This is a genomic window from Granulicatella elegans, from assembly GCF_020735385.1.
Taxonomy (GTDB): Bacteria; Bacillota; Bacilli; order Lactobacillales; family Aerococcaceae; genus Granulicatella; species Granulicatella elegans_B.
Map to the genome: position 1 here is coordinate 554,046 of NZ_CP085953.1, position 23,591 is coordinate 577,636.

The 23,591-nt window shown below is 34.0% G+C and carries 20 protein-coding genes; 12 read left to right on the forward strand and 8 right to left on the reverse strand.

Annotation, left to right across the window (positions count from 1 at the left end; genetic code table 11):
* Window positions 1–12 precede the first annotated feature (12 nt).
* Complete coding sequence (locus tag LK443_RS02820; RefSeq protein WP_227932039.1) at window positions 13–678, forward strand: potassium channel family protein; 666 nt, start codon at window positions 13–15, stop codon at window positions 676–678.
* On the opposite strand, the gene LK443_RS02825 is transcribed toward LK443_RS02820, so the two are convergent.
* Together LK443_RS02825 and LK443_RS02830 are read right to left on the reverse strand one after the other, a co-directional pair.
* Window positions 629–2,380, reverse strand: a complete 1,752-nt coding sequence (locus LK443_RS02825; RefSeq protein WP_227932040.1) for an IS1182 family transposase — start codon at window positions 2,378–2,380, stop codon at window positions 629–631. The genes LK443_RS02820 and LK443_RS02825 overlap by 50 nt on opposite strands.
* Window positions 2,381–2,546: 166 nt before the next feature.
* A complete protein-coding gene (locus tag LK443_RS02830) occupies window positions 2,547–3,650 on the reverse strand; it encodes an ABC transporter ATP-binding protein (protein ID WP_227932041.1) in 1,104 nt (367 codons plus the stop codon).
* Between the two features lie 221 nt (window positions 3,651–3,871).
* On the opposite strand from LK443_RS02830, the gene LK443_RS02835 reads away from it, so the two are divergent.
* The 3 genes from LK443_RS02835 to LK443_RS02845 are packed head-to-tail and all read left to right on the forward strand — an operon-like array spanning window position 3,872 to window position 6,985.
* Complete coding sequence (locus LK443_RS02835) at window positions 3,872–4,435, forward strand: dUTP diphosphatase (RefSeq protein ID WP_227932439.1); 564 nt, start codon at window positions 3,872–3,874, stop codon at window positions 4,433–4,435.
* A 12-nt stretch (window positions 4,436–4,447) separates the two neighbouring features.
* Complete coding sequence (gene radA / locus LK443_RS02840) at window positions 4,448–5,824, forward strand: DNA repair protein RadA (protein ID WP_227932042.1); 1,377 nt, start codon at window positions 4,448–4,450, stop codon at window positions 5,822–5,824.
* Between the two features lie 30 nt (window positions 5,825–5,854).
* Window positions 5,855–6,985: a PIN/TRAM domain-containing protein gene (locus LK443_RS02845; RefSeq protein WP_227932043.1), complete on the forward strand. Its 1,131-nt coding sequence runs from the start codon at window positions 5,855–5,857 to the stop codon at window positions 6,983–6,985.
* A 111-nt stretch (window positions 6,986–7,096) separates the two neighbouring features.
* Here the strand turns inward: LK443_RS02845 and LK443_RS02850 are convergent, their stop codons facing one another.
* Window positions 7,097–8,416 (reverse strand): ISL3 family transposase, encoded by a 1,320-nt coding sequence (locus tag LK443_RS02850; RefSeq protein WP_227932044.1) that lies wholly within the window; start codon window positions 8,414–8,416, stop codon window positions 7,097–7,099.
* A 344-nt stretch (window positions 8,417–8,760) separates the two neighbouring features.
* Between LK443_RS02850 and LK443_RS02855 the strand changes: the two genes are divergently transcribed.
* The 6 genes from LK443_RS02855 to pflB all read left to right on the forward strand — a co-directional run bounded on the left by LK443_RS02855 (window position 8,761) and on the right by pflB (window position 15,831).
* Window positions 8,761–9,699 carry an ABC transporter ATP-binding protein gene (locus tag LK443_RS02855; protein ID WP_227932045.1) on the forward strand — a complete coding sequence of 313 codons (939 nt, stop codon included), beginning with the start codon at window positions 8,761–8,763 and terminating at the stop codon, window positions 9,697–9,699.
* A gap of 11 nt (window positions 9,700–9,710) precedes the next feature.
* Window positions 9,711–10,880 (forward strand): ABC transporter permease, encoded by a 1,170-nt coding sequence (locus LK443_RS02860; RefSeq protein WP_227932046.1) that lies wholly within the window; start codon window positions 9,711–9,713, stop codon window positions 10,878–10,880.
* Window positions 10,880–11,974, forward strand: coding sequence for an ABC transporter permease (locus LK443_RS02865; RefSeq protein ID WP_227932047.1), 1,095 nt, complete (start codon window positions 10,880–10,882; stop codon window positions 11,972–11,974). The genes LK443_RS02860 and LK443_RS02865 overlap by 1 nt, the downstream gene beginning before the upstream one ends.
* A 158-nt stretch (window positions 11,975–12,132) precedes the next feature.
* Window positions 12,133–12,531, forward strand: coding sequence for a DUF554 family protein (locus LK443_RS02870; RefSeq protein ID WP_322563570.1), 399 nt, complete (start codon window positions 12,133–12,135; stop codon window positions 12,529–12,531).
* 75 nt (window positions 12,532–12,606) lie between these two features.
* The gene (locus LK443_RS02875) at window positions 12,607–12,924 is read left to right on the forward strand and encodes a heavy metal-binding domain-containing protein (RefSeq protein ID WP_227932048.1); all 318 of its coding nucleotides are present in this window, start codon (window positions 12,607–12,609) and stop codon (window positions 12,922–12,924) included.
* Between the two features lie 591 nt (window positions 12,925–13,515).
* Window positions 13,516–15,831: a formate C-acetyltransferase gene (gene pflB, locus LK443_RS02880; RefSeq protein WP_227932049.1), complete on the forward strand. Its 2,316-nt coding sequence runs from the start codon at window positions 13,516–13,518 to the stop codon at window positions 15,829–15,831.
* Between the two features lie 190 nt (window positions 15,832–16,021).
* Here pflB and LK443_RS02885 read toward each other — a convergent pair.
* The 5 genes from LK443_RS02885 to LK443_RS02905 all read right to left on the reverse strand — a co-directional run bounded on the left by LK443_RS02885 (window position 16,022) and on the right by LK443_RS02905 (window position 21,728).
* A protein-coding gene (locus LK443_RS02885; RefSeq protein WP_227931110.1) for an IS3 family transposase occupies window positions 16,022–17,385 on the reverse strand; the annotation gives its coding sequence in 2 pieces (ribosomal slippage) (window positions 16,022–16,944 and window positions 16,944–17,385; 1,365 coding nt in all).
* 142 nt (window positions 17,386–17,527) lie between these two features.
* The gene (gene lacD, locus LK443_RS02890; protein WP_227932050.1) at window positions 17,528–18,532 is read right to left on the reverse strand and encodes a tagatose-bisphosphate aldolase; all 1,005 of its coding nucleotides are present in this window, start codon (window positions 18,530–18,532) and stop codon (window positions 17,528–17,530) included.
* Between the two features lie 66 nt (window positions 18,533–18,598).
* The gene (nagA, locus tag LK443_RS02895; RefSeq protein WP_227932051.1) at window positions 18,599–19,759 is read right to left on the reverse strand and encodes an N-acetylglucosamine-6-phosphate deacetylase; all 1,161 of its coding nucleotides are present in this window, start codon (window positions 19,757–19,759) and stop codon (window positions 18,599–18,601) included.
* Between the two features lie 45 nt (window positions 19,760–19,804).
* Window positions 19,805–20,971: an SIS domain-containing protein gene (locus LK443_RS02900; protein ID WP_227932052.1), complete on the reverse strand. Its 1,167-nt coding sequence runs from the start codon at window positions 20,969–20,971 to the stop codon at window positions 19,805–19,807.
* A 25-nt stretch (window positions 20,972–20,996) separates the two neighbouring features.
* Window positions 20,997–21,728, reverse strand: a complete 732-nt coding sequence (locus LK443_RS02905) for a GntR family transcriptional regulator (RefSeq protein ID WP_227932053.1) — start codon at window positions 21,726–21,728, stop codon at window positions 20,997–20,999.
* Window positions 21,729–22,044: 316 nt separating this feature from the next.
* Here LK443_RS02905 and LK443_RS02910 point away from each other — a divergent pair, with 316 nt between their 5' ends.
* Both LK443_RS02910 and sdaAA read left to right on the forward strand, forming a co-directional pair.
* On the forward strand, window positions 22,045–22,665 hold the full coding sequence (locus LK443_RS02910) for a serine dehydratase beta chain (protein WP_265416440.1): 621 nt from the start codon (window positions 22,045–22,047) through the stop codon (window positions 22,663–22,665).
* A 21-nt stretch (window positions 22,666–22,686) separates the two neighbouring features.
* Window positions 22,687–23,589 carry an L-serine ammonia-lyase, iron-sulfur-dependent, subunit alpha gene (gene sdaAA / locus LK443_RS02915; RefSeq protein ID WP_227932055.1) on the forward strand — a complete coding sequence of 301 codons (903 nt, stop codon included), beginning with the start codon at window positions 22,687–22,689 and terminating at the stop codon, window positions 23,587–23,589.
* The last annotated feature ends 2 nt before the right edge of the window (window positions 23,590–23,591 follow it).

Below are 23,591 nucleotides of genomic sequence, written 5' to 3' on the forward strand. Positions count from 1 at the left end.
GTAGGAATATATATGACAAAAACAGTAGGAATCTTAGGAATAGGCTTATTTGGTACTACCATTGCGAAGCAATTAAGCCAATATGACTGTGATATTATTGCAGTAGATAGTCAAGAAGAAAATGTGAATCGTTTAGAACCTTATGTGGCTAAAGGAGTCATTGCGGATATTACAGATATTCATGTATTAGAAGAAATTGGTATTAGTGATTGTGAAGTTGTAGTGGTAGCTACAGGAAGTAATTTAGAAGCAAGTATTTTAGCAGTGATGCATTGTCATAAATTAGGAGTTCCAAAAATTGTAGCCAAAGCAAAAAGTAAAACTTCAACAGAAATTTTAATGAAGATGGGAGCCACTAGAATTATTAATCCTGAAAAAGAAACAGGAATTCGAGTTGCAAAAAATATTGTATATCATAAATTAGCAGATGTAATTTCTTTAGATGAAAATATCTCCTTAGTAGAATTTTATCCACCATTATCATGGGTTGGAAAATCTTTAGATAGCTTACAATTACGCCAAAAATATGATTTGAACTTAATTGGCTATCGTACAGAAGAAAATGCTTCGTTAAATACACAATTAAGTGCTGATTTTGAAGTGAAAGAGAAGTTTATGTTAGTTGCTATTATGGATAGTAAACGATTAGAAAATGCTGATTTTTTAAATGAGGAGTAACAAAAAGAGGCTGGGCAAAAAGTCTCAAAAATAGAAGAAAGCACGTCCCGATTTTGACTGAAATCAAAATTAGGACGTGCTTTTTAATAAATTCAGTAAAATCAAGGGGGATAAACCACCCTTGATTCATATTATTTAAGATATATTTCCTTAATCTCTGCAAATTCATCCCTAAAAAGAGCAGACCAATGTCATTATGAACTGCATTTTTACCTCTAACATGAGTTCTGCGCATGCCAAAATTGCGCTTCATTTGACCGAAAACTGGCTCAACTTCAATTTTTCGTTGAGCATATATACTACTTCCACGGTCACTATGTAACGCTTCTTTAATCGTTTCTTTATAAGATTCCCAAACTTGGTTTACACGGATTTGACGTTGTTGTCCAGTAGGAGTTTTCGCTAATTCATCCAATGCTTCTGTTTCTTGAATTGAATCTGTCTCATACACTTTAAATCTACGAGTAAATCCATTCTTATCGTTTCTTGTTGAATAATATTTAAAACTAAATTTTACACCTAAATGATCAATATAATAATCTTCCTCTTCATTGTAATACCAATTTTGTCTATTAGATGGATCATTTTTAAATTTCTTCGTTTGTTCTTTTTCGTACATTGTGTAAGGAATCAAAGGTGTCTTTTCATACTCTTCAAGAATCAATTGATAGTTTTCTTCACTACCGTATCCAGCATCCGCAATAATAATAGAAAATTTGTCTAATAGTTTAAATGAATTTAAAAATGGTTTAAGAGTACGCATATCTGTAGGATTAGGAAATACATCAAAACCTAAAACATATTGATGATTCGTTGCGATTTGAAGATTATAGCCAGGTTTTAATTCTCGATTTTTCATGGCATCTTCTTTCATACACATAAAAGTAGCATCGTTATCTGTTTTAGAATAACTATTCCGGTTATCAAATGTTTCCTTAGCTATCGTATATTTTTCTTTACGAGGCAGAAAATCTTTTTCAAGTTGACGTTTAAAAGAATTTAACAAGCGTTTTTTCTGTTTGTTTTTAGAACCACCAACAATATGTTTAGGTTCTTCTTCAATGAGTTCTTCTAACTGTTCTAGAGAGTTATTAGTAGCTTCAATCATGGCATGAACACCATATTCAGTAATTTTTTCTTCTTCTGATAAAGCAATATTCACTTGATTTTGAATTAATTGATCATATAATGTACTAATTTTTTCATTTAAAGCTTCATCATATCTTTCAATAGCTTTACGCCATACAAATGAATAACGATTGGCATCTGCTTGAACTTTTGTACCATCAATAAATAAACTATCTGAATCAATAATATGATAGTGTTGGAGTAATAAAGTAAAGTATACGAAAATGTTTTTAATGATAGAGGAAAACTGTTCATTACTTCTAAAATTATTAATAACATGGTAACAGACATAAGTTTGTTGAGAAAGCCACTGCATCGGAATATTTTCTTCATTTAATTGAACAATTTTTCTACCACTATACGTAGAACGAGTATAAGCGAAGAGAATCATTTTTAATAACATACGAGGATGATGAGCAGGTCTACCCATTTTTGATGTTGTATTAGGAAAGATAATAGAATCTGGAATAGAATCTACAAACTGATTAATAAATTGAGCAATGTGGTTTTTAGGGACGGTTAATGTAAAATTTAGTTCTAAAGTATCTGTTGGTGTGGTATAATTTTTGTACATAGGAGTCACCCTTTCTTATTTTATTTCATTCAAACTTATTATAACAGAGGTAGACTCCTATGTTTAATTTATAAGACTAAAAAGCACTATAAAATCCTGTTTCAGAATTTTATAGTGCTTTCTTCTATTTTTGAGACTTTTTGCCCAGCCTCTTTTTGCGTTTACATTAACGAATAACTGTTTCAGTTTCTGCATCGAAGAAATGTGATTTATTTAAGTCAAATGCTAAATCAACCATTTCTCCTGGGTTGTGGAAGTCACGAGCATCCACTTTAGATACGAATTCAGTGTCATCTACTTTAGTATATAACATAGTTTCAGCACCTAATAATTCTGATACAACAACTTCAGCTTTTACAGAAGATGAAGGATATGTTTCAAGAACAATTTGTGAACCTTTAATATCTTCTGGACGAATACCGAAGATTAATTCTTTACCGTTGTATCCTTTTTCTTCTAATAGATTTTGTTTAGCTAATGGTAATTGTAAAGCTAAACCTTTACCGTTTGAAATTACGCCATCTTGTAATGTTACTTTGAAGAAGTTCATTGCTGGTGATCCAATGAATCCAGCTACGAATACATTATTTGGAGTATTGTAAACTTCTTGAGGAGAACCAATTTGTTGAACGATACCGTCTTTCATAATAACAATACGGTCAGCCATTGTCATCGCTTCAGTTTGGTCGTGTGTTACATAAATTGTAGTTGTTTCTAAACGACGGTGTAATTTAGCGATTTCTGCACGCATAGCAACACGTAATTTAGCATCTAAGTTTGATAGAGGTTCGTCCATTAAGAATACTTTAGCATCACGAACGATTGCACGACCTAAAGCCACACGTTGACGTTGTCCACCTGATAAAGCTGCTGGTTTACGTTCTAAGTATTGAGCTAATCCTAAGATTTCTGCTGCATTTTTAACACGTTTATCGATTTCAGCTTTGTCATATTTACGTAATTTTAATCCGAATGCCATGTTATCATAAACACTCATATGTGGATATAATGCATAGTTTTGGAATACCATTGCGATGTCACGATCTTTAGGAGCCACATCGTTCATTACAGTGTCCCCAATTTTTAATTCACCTTCAGAAATATCTTCTAAACCAGCAATCATACGTAAAGTTGTAGATTTACCACATCCAGAAGGTCCTACGAATACAATAAACTCACGATCTTTGATATGTAAGTTAAAGTCTGTTACTGAATAGAAATCAGCATTATCGTATTTTTTGTGAATATGATTTAATTCAATTTGCACCATTTTATAATCCCCTTTTGTTATCTTATTGGATAATATAATTATACATGAAAAAGCTTTCAAAACCTACAGTCCCCTTGCCTAAAAATTCTTCGTCATTTTTGTGCAAGATGCCTAGAAATGTAGAGTATAAGGATTTGTAAAAAATGAAGGGACTTCTAGTGTAATTTTCCTCTTTCAATGTTATGATAGAAGAGAATAGAATGATTGGAAAAGGTGATGAAATGGAAAGAAAACGTGGATTTGAAATTATATCAAGTTATCAAGATAAAGGGATTAATATCCCAAAACGTTCCACAAAACATTCAGCAGGATATGATTTTGAAGCAGCAGAAACAATTGTGTTACCAAGTATTTGGAAGATGATTTTTAAATATTGTGCTGTTCAATTAAAACAATGGGTGTACCGTAGCGATAGAAAAGTAGTGGAAGCTGAATTAGAAAAAGAACAAAAAGTATTAAAACCGATTTTAGTTCCTACAGGAATTAAAGCATATATGCAAGAAGATGAATATTTACAATTAGCAAACCGTTCTAGTAATCCATTAAAACACTTCTTAGTATTACCAAATGGAGTAGGAGTTGTGGATAGCGATTACTATAATAATGAAGGGAATGAAGGACATATTTATTTCCAATTATTGAATTTTGGATTATTTGATAAGGAAATTCAAAAAGGTAATCGTATCGGTCAAGGAATTTTCCATTCATTCTTGAAAGTAGATGAAGATGATGAACAAGAAGCGAATGAGAGAACAGGTGGATTTGGTTCATCAGGCGTTCGCTAGGAAGGAGTTTTTATGGCAAAAGCAACCGTTAGCTATCTATGTTCAGAATGTGGGTATGTTTCTCCTAGATATTTAGGGAAATGTCCAAATTGTGGACAATGGAGTACGATGGAAGAATATAAGGAAGTTGCTACAAGTAGTACTAAAAAACAATCTTTAGTGAGTCATTCTGAAGAAAAAAATCGAGCAAAACCACTTCGTATTGATCAAGTTGCTTATGAACGTGTCAAACGTGTAGAAACTTCGATGCAAGAATTAGATCGTGTATTAGGTGGTGGAGTCGTTCCTGGTTCTCTTGTATTAATTGGTGGAGACCCTGGAATTGGGAAGTCTACTTTGTTATTACAAGTATCGAGTCAATTACAAAAATCAGGAGGCAGTGTTTTATATGTTTCAGGTGAGGAAAGTGCTGCACAAGTAAAAATGCGTGCAGAACGTTTAGGGATGCAAGCAGATGGGTTTTATATTTATCCGGAAACAAATTTACAGGCTGTAGTGACACAAGTCGAACAATTAAAGCCAGACTATGTGATTATCGATTCGATTCAGACAATGGCTCATCCGCAAGCAACAGGAATTGCAGGAAGTGTTTCTCAAGTAAGAGAATCAACGGCAACATTGATGAGATTAGCGAAGTTAAATCAAATTGCGATTTTTATTGTAGGACATGTAACGAAAGAAGGAGCTTTGGCAGGGCCTAGAATGTTGGAACATATGGTGGATACGGTATTGTATTTTGAAGGGGAAAAACACCATAGTTTTAGGATTTTACGTTCGGTAAAAAATCGTTTCGGTTCGACAAATGAAATTGGTGTATTTGAGATGATGCAAGATGGATTAAAAGAAGTGGTGAATCCGTCAGAAGTTTTCTTAGAGGAACGATTAAAAGGGGCAACAGGATCTGCAATTGTTGTGTCGCTTGAAGGAACTCGTCCAATCTTAGCAGAAGTTCAATGTTTATTATCTCCAGCAATTTTTGGAAATGCTCGAAGAACAACGAGTGGATTGGATTATAATCGTGTAGCTCTACTAATGGCAGTATTAGAAAAGAGAGCCGGATTATTGTTACAAAATCAAGATGCTTATTTCAAATCTACAGGCGGTTTGAAATTAAATGAACCAGCAATTGATTTAGCGATTGCGATGAGTATTGTTTCAAGTTATAAAGAACAGGGAACAGCAGTAGATGATTGTTTTGTAGGAGAAATTGGATTAACGGGAGAAATTCGTCGTGTCAATCGTATTAGCGATCGTGTAAAGGAAGCACAAAAATTAGGGTTTAAACGAATTTTTATCCCAAAAAATAATATCGATGGATGGGAATTTCCAAAAGGAATTGAAGTTGTCGGAGTTTCCTCTGTGAAAGAAGCCATTCAAAAAGCATTTTAATAAAATCATCAAATAAGGAGGTTGAATAACATGGATTCATCCGTAAAAGGTCAACTTTTTGCTAAACGAATGATTAGCCTTATCTTTGTCATTTTAGGCGGTAGTTTGGGAGTGACCTATTTATCATTATTTTGGGAATTAATAGGAATTTCCAATGATTGGTTGAATTCTGCTGTGTGTAGCGCGGTGATTGGTGCCATTATTTTCTTTTTTATTTCTTTATTATTAACTAAACCAATCATGGCAGGATTTAAAAAATTAGAAAAACTAGTAAATCAATTATCCGTTACTTATTTAGTATTTGGATTATTAGGAATGTTACTAGGATTAGTAGTCGCTTCATTTATTAGTTTACCACTAACAAATTTACAAATACCGGCGATTACACAAGTTGCACCAATAGTATTAAGTATTATTTTTGGATATTTAGGATTTTATATAGGAACGAGTCGTCGTGGGGATTTTCAGAAATTAGTAAGTTTAAAGAAAAAAACAGAAGAACCTCAAGTGCTTGAAAGAAAAGTGGATGATGCTTTCCATAAATATAAAATTTTGGATACGAGCGTGATTATAGATGGACGAATTTATGATATTGCGCAAACAGGATTTTTAGAAGGAGTATTAGTGATTCCAGTCTTTGTACTGAATGAATTACAATATATTGCGGATAGCTCTGATAGTGTAAAACGAGTTCGTGGACGTAGAGGATTAGATATTCTGAATGCTTTACAAAAAGAATCGAAAGTTCCTGTTGAAACATATGATGGAGACTATGATGATATTACTGAAGTGGATCGTAAGTTAATTCGATTAGCTAAAGCGATTGATGGTGTTATTATTACGAATGACTATAATTTGAATAAAGTTAGCGAATTTCAAAATGTTCCGGTCTTCAATATTAACGCATTAGCAAATGCCATTAAACCTGTTGTAATTCCTGGAGAAATGATGAAAATTCAAGTTATCAAATCGGGGACTGAAAGACAACAAGGGGTTGCTTATATGGATGATGGGACAATGATTGTAGTCGAAGATGGTCAGTATTATATGAATCAAGAAATTGACGTCATTGTAACGAGTGCATTACAAACAGCAGCTGGAAGAATGATTTTCGCAAAACCTGCTCATTCACAAAAGAAAATGAATAAACCAGAAGAGTAGACTGAATAAATTTGTAGAAGTGAGAAAAACTTTTTTGTTTTTCTCACTTTTTTGTGTTGAAAAAAGGGCTCTTTGTCAAATAGGGTTGATGAAACAATTTTAGTGAAGGAATTAAGCAGCGTCAGGTTGCTTAATTCCTTTTTTAGTTGTTGGAGTAAATAGTTTAGACATTAGTAGAATTCTATTTCTAAAATGAGTAAAACTGCTGTAGCCATATGCATTTCTTTTAAGTACTTTTATCTTGTTGTTAATCCCTTCAATAGGTCCATTTGAAAGTGTTGGATACTCACAAGAATTTTGTAAATACGGTAAAAATTTCTTAAATGTTTGGAGAACACGATTTAATCCATCAGACAGAAGTTTTGGTTGTACACTTATCAATTCTTCTTTAAATTCAATGAAATTTCTCTCTTTAAAAACTTCTCTTAATTGATGTACTGTTTCATATTCTGGTTTAAGTGAAGGTACTTCTTGTAATAAATAATCTACAATTCCTTGAGAATGCGTTAACCAATCGAATAATCTGTAATAGCTGTAGTGATAGGATTGAAGGTCATCTCGATTTTTTAAGATTAGTTTCCAGTAACGTTTTAATTTATTATAAAGACGTCTATCTTTAAAGCGTACTTGATTCATTTTTCTTGTTCTTGTCTTGTTTAATTCTCTATTTAAAGCTTGAATAATATGAAATGGATCAATAATAATTTTAGCCTTAGGGAATAAATGTTTAATCACTTTAATGTATGGAGCATACATATCAATCGAAATTGTTTTAACATTTAAACGTGTTTGTAGAGGAAACTGGTTGAAATAACGAACTAAATTCTTCATTTTTCTATCTTGAATAACATCAACAAGTTGATGAGTAATAGCGTCACAATAAGCAAAACTCATACTAGCTTCAGCGGAGGCTACAGACTTAAATTCATCCCAACACATATGTTCAGGTAACTCATTTAAAGGCTTAATTCTAAGAGATTCAGCAGTTTCATTGACAACTCTGCGAACAGTATGAACAGAAACATTCATTTCTTTAGCGATATGAGATTCAGAAACTGTTTTGCAAGCTTTGACTTTAATTTCATTTTTTACATTTTTAGAAATAAAAGCATTAAGGTCTACGATACTAGTTGTATCAGCAGTAAAACTATGAGAGCATTCACGGCAGAAGAAACGCTGTTTTCTTAATTTAAGAAAAGCAGGCAATCCAGAAACCGGATTAAGCGTAATTCTAGAAGTACGAGTACCGTTTTTAACAATAGAAAAATCACGATTTACACAACTACAGTTAGGGCAAGCGTCTGGGCAATAGGTATAGGTAGCGAAGAAAAACAAGCTTTTTTTCTTCTTAAAATACCCTTCTTCTACATTATCTTCCCATTTTACATTTTTATCTTTGATTTGTAGCACAACTTCTTGTATAGTAGTCATAGGGTTTCATCTCCTCTTAAATAGTTTAGACGCTTTTAATATAAGGGATGAAGCCCTTTTTGTATACACTAAAATAGGGTTGGTGGATTTTCTCCATCAACCCTATAAATTATAGAACCGAAAAAAGTGACTAAAGTCATTCCAGTTGGTGACGAAAGTCAGTAGGCGAGTGTAGGAATAATTTATATAATAAGGATACAATAAAGTGAAGGGAAGAGTATATGATGACCTATCAAAAAGAAAAAGAAAAAATTGTAATCGTCATATTAGGAATACTCTTAACTTTTGTTTTTTTATAAATTTTTCTTACATTAATGACAATCAATATATAAAGGAGAACAAATATGGCATACGTTGAAATTCAATCTATTACAAAATCATTTGATGAGAAAAAAGTATTAAATCAAGTTTCTTTTGAAATGATGAAAGGGGAATGCTTTGGATTATTAGGTCCTAATGGAGCTGGTAAATCAACATTGATTGATATTATTACTGGATTAAAGAAAACAGACCAAGGAGATGTCTTGATTGATGGGATGTCGATTAAAGAAGACGCCTTGATGATTCGACAAAAATTAGGAGTCGTTCCACAAGAATTAGCGATTATTGAAGAATTAAATGCTGTCGATAATTTAACATATTTTGGTGGGTTATATGGCTTATATGGGAATACGCTAAAAGAGAGAATTGCAGAAATTCTAGCTGTAACTGGATTAGAAGAAAAGAAAAAAGAAAAAGTAAAAACTTTTTCAGGCGGGATGAAGAGACGATTGAATATGGGGATTACTCTCTTACATCAACCAGAATTTTTAATTTTAGATGAGCCAACAGTTGGTGTTGACCCACAATCGAGACAACATATTTTTGACTTTTTAGAAACTTTAAATCAAAAAGGAACTACTATTTTATATACTTCGCATTATATGGAAGAAGTGGAAGCATTATGTGATCGTGTATTTATTATGGACCTTGGAGAAGAAGTGGCCTATGGAACAAAAGAACATGTGAAGGAATTAGTCGGTTTAACGTATTCTATTGAAGTAGTAATGGATCGTGTTCCACAAGGATTCGAGCAAGTAGTGCTAGATAGCGAAAACGGGATTCAAGAAGTAACAGTTTCAAATCGTCAAATGAACTTAGTCGTGGATCGTTCGATTTATTCGATGATGAAATTTATTTCTTTAGTAGAAGAAAATCACTTAGTCATTAAAAAAGTTTCAGTCAATGAAACAACATTAGAAGAAGCCTTCTTGAAATTAACGGGAAAAGCACTACGAGATTAAAGGAGAGTACTATGAAGTTTTGGTATTTTTTAAAAGTAAATATTCAGATGATGTTCAAACAGTTTCATATGCTGTTTTTTATGATTGTATTAGCTCCGCTAGTAGTAGGACTGTTTATTAATTTTTCATGTAAAAATGTCATTGAACGTAAACCGAATAAAGTAGATACATTATTATATGTAGAAAATCAAGATCAAGAAGTGCTAGGAAATATTGTCCAAAAAACGCTTGAACAATTATATGAACAAGAAATCATCGCCCTTACAACTGATAAAGAAAAGGCAGAATTGATTGCTATTATTCCAACAGATTTTTCCAAAACCGTATCAGAGGGTCAGCAAACAAATCCAATTCAAGTACAAAAGAAATCAAAAGTTTCAACGAGTGATCAATTGACGTATGAAATTATCTTGAAAAATATTACAGGTCAATTATTCGAGCAAGCAGAATTGAAGGAATTGGTGAAGGATAAAAAACAAGTGGATGATGCAACGGCAGCTGTAGTATCTACGCAGATTCTTCAAAAAACAAATGAGGTTCTTAGTACAGAACTCTATCAACGAAATGATTATCAAACAAGTCGAATGTTGACAAGCGAGCAATATTTCTCTACGGCACAATTAACGATGATTTTGGCTATAGTTTTTTCAACAGTGGTGGCAAGTGCTGTGAAGCCTGAATTAAGTGGGCTAAATAAACGAGTGAAATTATTACCCCTTAGTGTTCGCCAAAGAGAAACGTATGGATTGATTTCGAATTTTATCCAATTTTATTTTTTTACTTTATTATATGTAGGAATTTGGAAGCTCATTAATCCATCAACTTTTAATGGCAATCTATTGGGAATTGCAGGGATTTTAGCGATTCAATTATTTGCAATACTATCGATAGCAGGATTTGTAAGTATATTTATTACGGAGAAAACGTTAGGATTATTTTCTTCTATTATCTCTATTGGATTTGTTCTTTTTTCAGGAGCTCTTCCACTCGATAAAATGAGTCCAATGTTCCATGGATTTGCAGATAATCTATTTAGAAGAGTATTAGTTGAACCAATTATTCGTATGATGCAACAAGAATCTGTAGCAGAATTTATCATAGTCTATTTGGTTATTATCATTGTAAGTTTAATCATTATGGAATTACAAATTTGTTGTTTACAAAGAAGGGAGGAATACTAATGGATTTATTAAGAGGTATCTGGTTTCATATTAAAAGAATCGTAAAGAGTCCAGCATTAATAGGTCAAATGGTGATTCTTCCAACAGTTGTGACGCTTCTAATGGTGTTTATTCAACTATCGTCTACAAATAAAAATAATACAACAACTTCTTCATCAACTCCTTCACTAGCAATGGTTTTAGAAGAAGGAAATGAAGAGTTTCAAAAAGAATTAGAAAGTTTATATTCTGAAAATATTTTTTATACGGATAAAGAAAAAGCCTTAAACGATTTGGAAAAAGGTTATATTCGAAGTGTGTATGTAGTTCCTAAAAATTTTGTTCAATCTTTAGGAAATGGACAAAAAATACAGATGGAAGTGTATAGTCGTCAAAAACAAAAAGAAGTTTTATTAGAACAAGATATTCAAGGAATCTTGAAAAAACAATTAGTCAATACAGCTATTCAAAAAGAAGGAATATTAGAAAAGGGAGAATTATTCAAACAAAGTGAAAATCAACTGATTCATTTTGAAGAAGAAAACTCAACAACTGTAAGATATGTGTTATTGCTATTATTAGTAATGTTTTATATTTTATTTAATATCGCTTCTATTTCGTTTGACTTAATTACTTTTAAGAAAAATTATGTATTAAAACGTTCATTATTAGCGCCACGTTCAAATGCGTGGATTACAAAGAGCTTTTTAGGGGCATATTTTGTAGTCATGTTTGTTGCGAATCTATTCATTATCTTCTTTATTGATGAAGCAATGTCTGTAGGTATTCCAAATTGGTTCAATGTTTGTTTATTAGTGGCAAGTGGGATTATTTATAGTTTGAGTCTAGGATTGTTTTTATTTAGAATTTTTAAAAATCCAATGATAGCTCAACAAGTAGGGGTTTTCGGTTCCCTTTTACTTGCGGGACTAGGAATGGCACCAAAACTATTTCAGTCTGAGATTATTGATATTGTAGCGCATTTTAGTCCAGTTTACTGGTTTGTTCAAATCGTTGATCGTCAAGAATTACTTCCAGGCATTCCAATGATATTAGTCATGGCACTTGTATTTTTCACAGCTGGGAACTATCGTTTAGAAACGTATGTCGATTAAGAAGGTTTGCATCAAATTTTGAATAATGGTAGGATGAATTGAAAAAATATTAAACGAAGGAGATTATATGCCGGTAGGAATTATTATAAATTCATTTGCCATTTTATTAGGGAATTGTTGGAGGGGTTGCCGAACATAAAACTCTATCGGAAATCAACATTCAATTAAACTTAATTTTTGGATTGTCTGCTATGATGCTAGGAATTACTTCTATAGGATTAGTAAAAAATATTTCAGCAGTTATTCTATCTATGATTATAGGAACAATTGTGGGAATATTTTGTAAAGTAGGAGTAAAAATCAATCAATTGGAGCAATTATTGGAACGTCCAGTGGCGAGATTTAGTAGTGGAGGTCATGGTGGATTAAGTCAGGAAGAATTTTTTTCGCAATTAGTAACAGTAATCGTATTATTTTGCTTTAGTGGAACAGGGATTTATGGTTCGCTTGATTCTGGAATGACAGGAGATCATAGTATCTTAATTGCAAAATCTATTTTAGATTTTTTCACGGCTACTATTTTTGCTTGTTATGCCGATAAGTTGGAGATGGGTTAATTGGATTCTCCCATTGATTATGCAGTAGAATAGGTGTAAAATAAATTGATAAAAAACACAAAAGGAGTGGTTAGAATGATTATTACAACAACGCCAATAATTGAAGGACATCATATTGTTGAATATAAGGGAATTACTTTTGGAGAAGTTATTTCAGGGGTAAATGTGTTAAAAGACCTTGGAGCAAGTTTTCGTGATTTCTTCGGTGGTCGTTCTCAAGGGTATGAGGGAGAATTGTTAAAAGCTCGTGAAGATGCTCTTCGTGAATTAGAAAAACGTGCAGTTCAAATGGGAGCAAATGCAGTTGTGGGAGTAAAAATCGATGCTGAAACAGTAGGAACAGCTGGTATGTTAATGGTAATGGCATCTGGTACTGCGGTCGTGATTGACTAAGCTCCTTATTAAAAGATAGAAATAGGGTTGATGGATTTTCCATCAACCTTTTTTAGTGCACATGAAAAGAAGTAAAGATAATATAAAGTAGTAGTTAAATATAAAGATAAAGAAGAAGTGTATTATATACAGTTATAAAAAATAGGGAATCTTTCATATATTTTTGATGATAAAAATTTCTTTTACGAAATGAATGGAGAAGTTTAAATAAAATAGAAGAATAAGAAAACGTGGTAATTACAGCGTTCTCATTGTTTTTTTAAAAGACTGTTGTTCGATTTTAAGTCAATGATTTTATTCTAAACATTTTTAAAACCACTTAATTTCTAGGCGTCTGTATTAATACAGTTTATTAGAGGTGTTATATTTATAGAGAAATAATCTGTTTTTTTACGAAAAGCTTTAAAAATAGGTTTTTCAATAGTTTTTATTTATAATTTTTGAACAAATTACTTGTATTAAATATCACTTATTTGAAAAAATAGTACAGATTTTTGTGATTATTCCATTGCTAATTCTTGAGAAAAGATGTATAATGTATTTGTTAAAAGAAAAACAAAAATAAAAAAATATAAGAAAAGAGGAAAATAAATGGTTAATAAAGCAGTTGTTGAATCCCAAGATTTTTTTGAAAAAGCTTGGGAAGGCTTCAAAGGTGTAGATTGGAAAAAGAAAGCAAGTGTATCTCGCTTCGTTCAAGCTAACTACACACCTTACGATGGAGATGAAAGCTTCCTTGCTGGGCCAACAGAACGTTCACTACACATTAAAAAAGTAGTAGAAGAAACTAAAGCTCATTATGAAGCAACTCGTTTCCCAATGGATACTCGTCCAACTTCTATTGCTGATATTCCTGCTGGATATATCGACAAAGAAAACGAAATAATCTACGGTATTCAAAATGATGAATTGTTCAAATTGAACTTCATGCCAAAAGGTGGTATCCGTATGGCGGAAACTACTTTGAAAGAAAATGGATATGAACCAGATCCAGCTATTCACGAAATCTTTACAAAATATGTAACAACAGTTAACGATGGTATTTTCCGTGCTTATACTTCAAACATTCGTCGTGCTCGTCACGCTCACACTGTAACTGGTCTTCCAGATGCATACTCTCGTGGACGTATCATCGGTGTTTATGCACGTCTTGCTTTATATGGTGCAGACTACTTAATGCAAGAAAAATTAAACGACTGGAACTCAATCGAAGAAATCGATGAAGAAACAATCCGTCTTCGTGAAGAAATCAATCTTCAATATCAAGCATTGCAACAAGTTGTTCGCTTGGGTGACCTTTACGGAGTTGATGTTCGCAAACCAGCGATGAACACTAAAGAAGCAATCCAATGGGTTAACATCGCATTCATGGCTGTCTGCCGTGTTATCAACGGTGCTGCTACATCTCTAGGACGTGTGCCAATCGTATTGGACATCTTTGCAGAGCGTGACCTTGCTCGTGGTACATTTACTGAATCAGAAATCCAAGAATTCGTTGATGATTTCGTTATGAAACTTCGTACAGTTAAATTTGCTCGTACAAAAGCTTATGACCAATTGTACTCAGGTGACCCAACTTTCATCACAACTTCTATGGCTGGTATGGGTAACGATGGTCGTCACCGTGTTACTAAGATGGACTACCGTTTCTTGAACACTCTTGACAACATCGGTAACTCTCCAGAACCAAACTTGACAGTTCTTTGGACTGACAAATTGCCATACAACTTCCGTCGCTACTGTATGCACATGAGCCACAAACACTCTTCTATCCAATACGAAGGTGTTACAACAATGGCTAAAGATGGATATGGTGAAATGAGCTGTATCTCATGCTGTGTATCACCACTTGACCCAGAAAACGAAGAACAACGTCACAACATCCAATACTTTGGAGCTCGTGTAAACGTGTTGAAAGCACTTCTAACTGGTTTGAACGGTGGTTACGACGATGTACACAAAGACTACAAAGTATTTGACATCGATCCAATCCGTGATGAAGTTCTTGAATTCGAATCAGTTAAAGCTAACTTCGAAAAATCTCTTGACTGGTTAACAGACACTTATGTAGATGCATTAAATATCATCCACTACATGACAGATAAATACAACTATGAAGCTGTTCAAATGGCATTCTTACCAACTAAACAACGTGCTAACATGGGATTTGGTATCTGTGGATTTGCTAATACAGTTGATACATTATCAGCTATTAAATACGCTACAGTTAAACCAATTCGTGATGAAGATGGATACATCTATGACTATGAAACAATTGGTGAATACCCACGTTGGGGTGAAGATGATCCTCGTTCAAACGAATTAGCAGAATGGTTAATCGAAGCTTATACAACTCGTCTACGTAGCCATAAACTATATAAAGACGCAGAAGCTACAGTTTCATTATTAACAATTACTTCTAACGTTGCTTACTCTAAACAAACTGGTAACTCTCCAGTTCATAAAGGGGTATTCTTAAACGAAGACGGTACTGTAAACTTATCTAAACTTGAATTCTTCTCACCAGGTGCTAACCCATCTAACAAAGCTAAAGGTGGATGGTTGCAAAACTTGAACTCACTTTCTAGTCTTGACTTTAGTTATGCAGCTGATGGTATCTCATTGACTACACAAGTATCACCTCGTGCTCTTGGTAAGACTCGTGACGAACAAGTTGATAACTTGGTGACAATCCTTGATGGTTACTTCGAAAACGGTGGACAACACGTTAACTTAAACGTAATGGACTTAAACGACGTTAAAGATAAAATCTTATCAGGTGAAGATGTTATCGTACGTATCTCAGGATACTGTGTAAACACTAAATACTTAACTCCAGAACAAAAAGCTGAGTTAACTCAACGTGTATTCCACGAAATCTTATCTATGGACGATACATTAGCGTAAAAAAAAACATACACCACCTAGCCAACGGCTGAAGTGACCCCAAAAAGTTAGACTTTTTTGAGACGACTTAAGTCGTCTCTTTTTGATTAATAAAACAAAATGTATGAATAACCCCCTAGGGGGTTCGCGCCAAAATTTTTGGCGCGTTTTTTCTTGGAAATATTATTAAACTTTCAATTAGATTTACTAGTTAAGCAATACGAGCAGAGTTTGAATGAGTTATTCTGTAATTTACAGGACTTAGTCCATCCAGTTTAATTTTTATACGTTTGTTGTTGTAATAATCAATATAATCGATAATAGCTTTCTCTAATTCCTCAAGAGACTTAAATTCTTTTTCAAATCCATAAAACATTTCTGATTTCAAAATACCAAAGAAAGATTCCATCATACCATTATCTGCACTGTTCCCCTTACGTGACATAGACGGCTTTATATCTTTACTTTCTAAAAATCGATGATAAGAATCATGCTGGTATTGCCAACCTTGGTCACTGTGGAGAATAGTATTTTTGTATTTTTCATCTGTAAATGCCTCGTTTAACATTGCCTTTAGTTGATGTAAGTTAGGTGAACGAGAAAGATTGAACGCAATAATTTCACTGTTAAATCCATCTAAGACTGGTGATAAATATAGTTTCTGTTCACTACTTGGAATGGCAAACTCCGTTACATCTGTGTAACATTTTTCCATTGGTTTAGATCCTTCAAAATCACGTTGAATCAGATTATCTGATTTCTTTCCAACATCTCCTTGGTATGAATAATATTTGCGTTTACGACGAATACGGGCAATTAAACCAAGTGCTTTCATTAAGCGTTGTACCTTCTTATGATTCACTTTAAAGCCACGATTTCTTAATTCTAAATGAATTCTACGGTAACCATAGTTTTCCTTATGTTCTGTAAAAATATCTTGTATTTCATCTTTAAGCTGTTGATCCTTATCCGGTTGGTTCATTTGTTTTAAATGGTAATAGTACGTTGAACGAGCTAAATTAATTACTTTAAGAAGAATATCCAATGGAAATTCATTGATTAATTCTTGAACAATTTCAGTTTTTCTTCTTTCTCTTTTTCCTCCTTCAATCGTAGTTCCCTCAACTTTTTTAGAACAGCAATTTCCGCCTTTAAGTATAGATTTTCTAATTCAAGATGTTCTAATTCTGTCATTTCTTCTAATTTTTTCTTTGGCTTACGTCCCATTGAATTTGGTCTCCCTCTTGTTTTCTCAACAATAGTATACCCATTTTTCTTATATTGTGCTAGCCAATTTGAAAGTAGGGAACGATTAGGAAGTGCATAATCAATAGCCACACTTGTTTGTGAACGACCTTCTAAAAGAACTTTATTCATTATTTCCTGCTTTAGTTTTGGTGAATAGTAACGATTTTTTTCTTTTTTAACAATTTCTATTCCATATTGATCAATCAATCGAACTAAGTATTTAATATTAGAATCGGCAATATCGTATTTCTTTGAAAGATTCTTTAAACTTTCACCTTGTTTTCTTAGTTGATAAATTTCTATTTTATCTTCATAAGTTAATTTCATTAAAAAACACCCCAAAAGTTAGATTTTTCATGTCTAACTTTTGGGGTGCAGTACAGGCTAGGTGGTTTTTTTAATGACGGACTAAAAGTCACTAATTAAAAAAGGCTGGAGAATAACTCCAACCTTTTTTGTATTTATAAACTTATTTTACTTCTACACGATCTAACCATGAAGTAGCTGTTGCATCTAATACAACATTTAAGTCTTCAATATTTTGACGACCAGTTGAAGCTAACCATTCACGACCTTTTTCGTCTCCTTCGTTAGCATAAACTGCTACTGAATCTTTCCAAGTTGCACGTCCACATAATACTCCGTTAAATTTAGAGCCTGCTTCTTGAGCGAAACGTAATGTTTCTTGGAATAATGCTGCAGATACACCCGCACTTAAGAAGATAAATGGTAAGTGTGTGATTTCTGATTGTTCTTTGAAGTATGCTAAAGCTTCTTGACGAGTATAAACTGGTTCAACGCCTTCTGCTGTAAAGCCTTCTACGAAGTTCATATTTACAGGAACTTCAACTTTTAATACATCTACTTGATAACGTGGATCAGAGAATACTTTCATCGCATCATTTACTTTATGAGGTTTTAAGCCTGCATAGTGAGCAGATTTTACATCTTCATTACTTGCATCATAAGAAACGATTTCTAAGAAGAAAGGAATATCTTCCGCAGTACATTCACTACCAACACGTTCTACCCATGCGTGTTTAATATCGTTAATTGCTGGATCTTCGTCAATATCATAGTATAGTAATACTTTTACTGCATCTGCTCCGATTTCTTTAATACGTTTAGCTGACCAGATTGGTAATAAATCAGGTAAGCGGCCGATTTCAGTAGCGTCATAACCTGTTTTTTCATATGAAATTAATAATCCACAGTCTGCATTTCTTTTTTCTGCAGCAGGTAAGCCATATTCAGGGTCTAATAAAATTGAGCTTGAATATTTCGTTAATTCTTCAGAAATTAATTCTTTAAAATGAATAATACCTTCATCACCTGTTTGGTCTGGATTTCCAGCAGCAATCATTTTTTTAAGTGAACCACGTTGGTCGATAGCTAATGCACCGATGACCTGATTTTTATTTGATAAACGAACTAGATGTTCATATTTTCCTTTTGTTACAGTTAGTTTTGACATAATTAACACTCCTAATCATTTTATTGCAAGGGTTTCTCACGCCTTATATTCTCTGTTTAACCTTTTTTATTTTTCAAAATAAGCTTTACCGTCTAAATAAGTTGCTTGTAATTGTAAGTCATCATCTAATACGATAAAGTCAGCTGCATATCCTGGATTTAGATGTCCACAAACATCGTCAATTCCAACTGATTTTGCAGGGACTAAACTAGCCATTAATAAAGCTTCGTGAGGAGTTGCAATTCCCCATTTTACAACATTTTGAACTCCTTGGATTAGTTCTAAAATACTTCCAGCAAGGCTACCGTTATGTTTCAATCGAGCTGTTCCATCTTTTACAATGACATCAAATTCTCCTAATGTAGATTCACATTCACCTAATCCACCAGCACGCATACAGTCTGTAATTAAAGCTGTACGGTGTCGGCCACAACAATTCATGACAATATTAGCAGAAACTGGATGAACATGGTGACCATCACAAATTAATTCGTCAAATACATTAAATTCATTTGGGAGAGTAAGAGCAGCTCCAACAACACCTGGTTCACGGTGGTGAAGTCCACGCATACCGTTATAAGTATGAACGAAAATATTTGCACCTGCTTCAACTGCATTTTTACATTCTTCATATGTTGCATCTGTATGAGCTAAGGCAACGTAGATATCTTCTTTGACAGCATGTTTGATAAAGTCAACGGCTCCATCACGTTCAGGAGCAATCGCAATTTTTTTCACCCAACCATTTGCTTTTTGTTGCCATTCATCTAAAATTTCTGTTTTTGGATCTCCCATGTATTTAGGATTTTGGGCACCTTTATACGTTTCACTAAAGAAAGGCCCTTCTAAGAAAATCCCTCTAATTTTAGCTCCTGAGATAGATGCGGCATTTTCTCCAATAGTTTGACAGACATCATTTAATAATTCTCTAGAAGCGGTTAAAGTAGTTGGTAAGTAGGAAGTAACCCCGCAACTAGGTAAGCCAGCAGAAATCGTTTTCAAGCCTTCTACATCATTATCCATTACATCTGCGCCTTTGTATCCATGAATATGTGTGTCCACAAGACCTGGGGCAATGCTATAGGCAGAATAGTCTACAATAGAACCGTCCGTTGGTTTTTCTTCTTGAAATTCTCCGAACACTCCAGAATCTAATATAGGTAAATATCCAGGACCTTTTACACTGTTTTCAAAATAAAATTGTTTTGCATAAATATAAGTAGTCATAATAGCCCTCCTTTTAATCTTTTTTACGATATATTTATGAACGAATTAAACATTTAATGGGTGAATGGTTACCCCTTTTACAACACGGTTTACTGTTCCGCTTGGAGAAGGTGTGTCAGGTTTGTTCCCAACTTTAACAGAAGATAGTAATCCAATCGTTTGACCGAAAATCGCATATGGAAGTGCTAAGTAAGCATCTGGAACTGATGAAAATTCTTCTGCAAAATCAAAGCTAGTGCCTTCATATTTACCTTCTACAGATACACCTACTGCACATACTAGAGGTGCAATGCTGTCTCCATACATTTCTTCTAAAATATCTAAGTCATATTGACGTGTATAAGCATCATTTGAAACAAAGACAAATGCTAGAGAACGAGAATCTACGAATGATTTTGGACCGTGACGGAATCCCATAGAAGAATCATAGATTGTGGCAATTTTACCAGCTGTTAATTCTAGAATTTTTAATTGTACTTCACGTGCTAGACCTGCTAATGGGCCAGATCCAAGATAAATGACACGATCATAGTCTAAGTCTACAAATTGTTGTAAGACATGTTCACGTTCTAAAACACTTTCTCCCATTTGACGAATAGCTGTTACAAATGCAGCTTTTTCTTCAAGTGAGTGGCCTTCATCGAAAATTAATAAAGCTGTTAATGTCATACAAGTAAAGCTACCAGTCATTGCAAAACCAGCATCATTTGAACGAGCAGGCATCATTAATAATAAGTTACGGTCATCGCCAGGTGCTGCTAGAGCTAATTTTCCTTCTGGAGCACAAGTAATGGTAATTTGATAGAACTCTTTCACAATTTGTTGTCCTAATTGAACGCTTGCTAAACTTTCTGGAGAATTTCCGCTACGTGCAAATGAAACTAAAATAGTAGGGATTTCTGCTTTAAAATAATCTAATGGATTACTTACTAAATTAGTTGTTCCTACAGATTGGAATTCAAAACGATCTTCACGTCCATGACGTTTTAAATAAGGTAAAATTGTATCTCCTACATATTGAGATGTACCTGCACCGGTAAAAATAACACGATAGTGATTATGTGGTAATGACTCTAAGAATGCTTGAATTCGGTTTAAGTTTTCTGCATAATAGTCAAATGCTTCCTGCCATAATTCTGGTTGTTGGCGAATTTCACGAGTTGTGATTTCCGCTGTTAGTGCTTCTAGTTGTTCTTTTGAAAATTGAAACATTTCAAAACCTCCCATATTTGATTGTTTAATGTTTATTTCTATGATAACGAACTTTATAAAAGAATTGGTCACTTCTAGCAACGCTTAATGTAAATTCAATCACATGATTTTCGCTATTGACACTTGTTCTCTTTAAACGCAAGCAAGCAGCATGAATTGAACCGTCCAATATTGGAGCTTCATCTTTTGTTAAAATACTCGCTGAAAATTCTTCATCTGCATAAATGATTTTTTGTTGAAAATCATCAGAGAAAACTTCATATAAGGAACGATTTTGTAGTTGTTCTTGTGTGAGGTTAGGGAATAGTCTAGCGGGTAGGAAGGTTGTCTCTTTCATCATTGGAATACCATCTGCAAACCGAATACGTTTGAGTCGATAAATATATTCGCCCGTTTCAATTCCTAGTTGCTGAGCGATATAACTATCTGCTTTATAGTAGTGAAAAGCTGTAATGATAGTAGAAGGAGTTCTTCCTAATTCTTTCATTTGTTCTGTAAAACTGTAACCTTCTAGTAAATTTTGACGTTCTTTCCATTGACTAGAAATAAAAGTGCCTTTTCCATGGCGTTTGTAAATATAGCCTAATGTTTCTAATTCTTTTAATGCCGTACGGACAGTGGTTCTGCTAACTCCATACTCTTTACAGATTTCTCTTTCCGACAACATTTTTTGGTGAACCTGTCCATGTGTCGTAATATATTCGATTAAGTCAAAACTAAGCTTGGAATAAAGTGGCACTTGTTCAGTTTCTACCATATCATTTCCTCCTTTCCAAATCATGTAACGTCTACTGGTCATTACCAGTTAACTATATTGTAAGTTTATTAAGGACATAAGTCAAGAAGACACTGAAAAATAATTGTTGGTAACCATAGAATGAGGAAGGTGCTTTTAGATAAAGACTATAGCAAAAAACGATTAGTCGTTCGTATTTTTTTGAATAAGCTAAGAAAGTTGGAAACTTGACGAGCTTCCTAGAAAAAAAGTAAAATAAAGGGTACGAGAAGAGAGGGGGATTATTGTGGATAAAGTGTTCAATTATAAAAGTTGTTTCGATATTATCGGTCCCATTATGATTGGACCATCAAGTTCTCATACGGCAGGAGCGCTTGCGATTGGAAGATATGCCAGACAATTATTTGGAGGAACTCCTACAAGTGTTCAATGTATTTATTACGAATCATTTGCTCAGACTCATAAAGGACATGGAACGGACTTTGCGGTTATTAGTGGTGTTCTGGGATTTGAAACGGATGATGAACGTGTTCCACAAGCGGTGGAAATTGCTACGGAACAAGGCGTTTCCATTGAATTTATCGAAAGAGATGATCCAAGCCCAGTCGCTCATGCGAATACGGCGGATTTAACATTGATGTCTGCCACAAGACGAGTCCGTTTAATTGGGACTTCTATTGGTGGAGGAACTGTGGAAATCAAATATGTGGAAGTAGATGGATTCATCTCTAATCTTTCAGGACCACTACCGATTATTTTAGAAATTCTTCCAATTGAAGAAGCTTCAACAGTGGAACTTCTATTAGAAGAATTTAGTGTTTCGATTGGAAAACGAAAAGAATTGAAGGAAGGTTCATCTCGTTTTATTCGGTATGAATTGAATGGATTAATTTCCCCAACTCTTCAAGAAAAATTACAATTGATTCAACAAGAAAAAACAATCTATGTTTTTACATAAAATTAAGAAAGGAATTTCGTGATGTTTGTTAGCATACAGGAATTAGTCGCATTAGCAACTAGCCAAAATAAATCTATTTCTGAAGTCATGATTGAACAAGAAATGGAAACGACCCAACAAAGTCGAGAATTTATTTGGGCGAAGATGGATAAAAATCTTCAAACTATGAAAAATGCGGTAGAAAGAAGTGTACAGGGTCAGGGAGTATTCTCTCCAACAGGACTAACCGGTGGGGATGCTGTAAAAATGAAAAAATATCGCGAAAAGGGAAAAACTTTATCCGGAGATAACATTTTAGCAGGAGTGCAGTACGCTCTAGGAACGAATGAAGTGAATGCAGCAATGGGGATTGTGTGTGCAACTCCAACTGCGGGAGCAAGTGGGACATTACCAGGCGTTATATTCTCCATTGCAGATAGCATGGACTTAACTCATGAGCAACAAGTTAGATTCCTATTCACTGCTTCAGCATTCGGAATGGTTGTAGCCAATAATGCGATGATTGCAGGAGCAATGGGTGGTTGTCAGGCAGAAGTTGGTAGTGCTAGTGCGATGTCTGCAGCTGCAGCTGTTGAAGCTTCCGGAGGAACCCCACAACAATGTTCAGAAGCTTTTTCGATTGCATTAGGGAATTTGTTAGGATTAGTGTGTGACCCTGTTGCCGGCTTAGTAGAAATCCCATGCGTGAAGCGAAATGCGATTGGAGCAGGAAATGCATTAATTGCGGCTGATATGGCGTTAGCAGGAATTACAAATGTTATTCCGGCAGATGAAACGATTGAAGCAATGCGTTCTATCGGAAGAAAAATGCCAAGTGAATTAAGAGAAACAGGGATAGGTGGAACCGCGGGTACTCGAACAGGACTAGCAATTAAAATGAAAATTTTTGGACAAGATGTTTCGTTAGAAAAAGAGGAGGAATAACG

Excerpts from the sequence above, each read along its gene's own strand:
- pflB (WP_227932049.1), top strand. The coding sequence starts at position 13,516 with ATGGTTAATAAAGCAGTTGTTGAATCCCAAGATTTTTTTGAAAAAGCT.
- LK443_RS02910 (WP_265416440.1), top strand. The coding sequence starts at position 22,045 with ATGATTGGACCATCAAGTTCTCATACGGCAGGAGCGCTTGCGATTGGA.
- nagA (WP_227932051.1), bottom strand. The coding sequence starts at position 19,759 with ATGACTACTTATATTTATGCAAAACAATTTTATTTTGAAAACAGTGTA.
- LK443_RS02900 (WP_227932052.1), bottom strand. The coding sequence starts at position 20,971 with ATGTTTCAATTTTCAAAAGAACAACTAGAAGCACTAACAGCGGAAATC.
- LK443_RS02835 (WP_227932439.1), top strand. The coding sequence starts at position 3,872 with ATGGAAAGAAAACGTGGATTTGAAATTATATCAAGTTATCAAGATAAA.
- lacD (WP_227932050.1), bottom strand. The coding sequence starts at position 18,532 with ATGTCAAAACTAACTGTAACAAAAGGAAAATATGAACATCTAGTTCGT.
- LK443_RS02860 (WP_227932046.1), top strand. The coding sequence starts at position 9,711 with ATGAAGTTTTGGTATTTTTTAAAAGTAAATATTCAGATGATGTTCAAA.
- LK443_RS02830 (WP_227932041.1), bottom strand. The coding sequence starts at position 3,650 with ATGGTGCAAATTGAATTAAATCATATTCACAAAAAATACGATAATGCT.
- LK443_RS02850 (WP_227932044.1), bottom strand. The coding sequence starts at position 8,416 with ATGACTACTATACAAGAAGTTGTGCTACAAATCAAAGATAAAAATGTA.
- LK443_RS02905 (WP_227932053.1), bottom strand. The coding sequence starts at position 21,728 with ATGGTAGAAACTGAACAAGTGCCACTTTATTCCAAGCTTAGTTTTGAC.
- LK443_RS02845 (WP_227932043.1), top strand. The coding sequence starts at position 5,855 with ATGGATTCATCCGTAAAAGGTCAACTTTTTGCTAAACGAATGATTAGC.
- LK443_RS02865 (WP_227932047.1), top strand. The coding sequence starts at position 10,880 with ATGGATTTATTAAGAGGTATCTGGTTTCATATTAAAAGAATCGTAAAG.
- LK443_RS02855 (WP_227932045.1), top strand. The coding sequence starts at position 8,761 with ATGGCATACGTTGAAATTCAATCTATTACAAAATCATTTGATGAGAAA.
- sdaAA (WP_227932055.1), top strand. The coding sequence starts at position 22,687 with ATGTTTGTTAGCATACAGGAATTAGTCGCATTAGCAACTAGCCAAAAT.
- LK443_RS02825 (WP_227932040.1), bottom strand. The coding sequence starts at position 2,380 with ATGTACAAAAATTATACCACACCAACAGATACTTTAGAACTAAATTTT.
- LK443_RS02820 (WP_227932039.1), top strand. The coding sequence starts at position 13 with ATGACAAAAACAGTAGGAATCTTAGGAATAGGCTTATTTGGTACTACC.
- radA (WP_227932042.1), top strand. The coding sequence starts at position 4,448 with ATGGCAAAAGCAACCGTTAGCTATCTATGTTCAGAATGTGGGTATGTT.
- LK443_RS02875 (WP_227932048.1), top strand. The coding sequence starts at position 12,607 with ATGATTATTACAACAACGCCAATAATTGAAGGACATCATATTGTTGAA.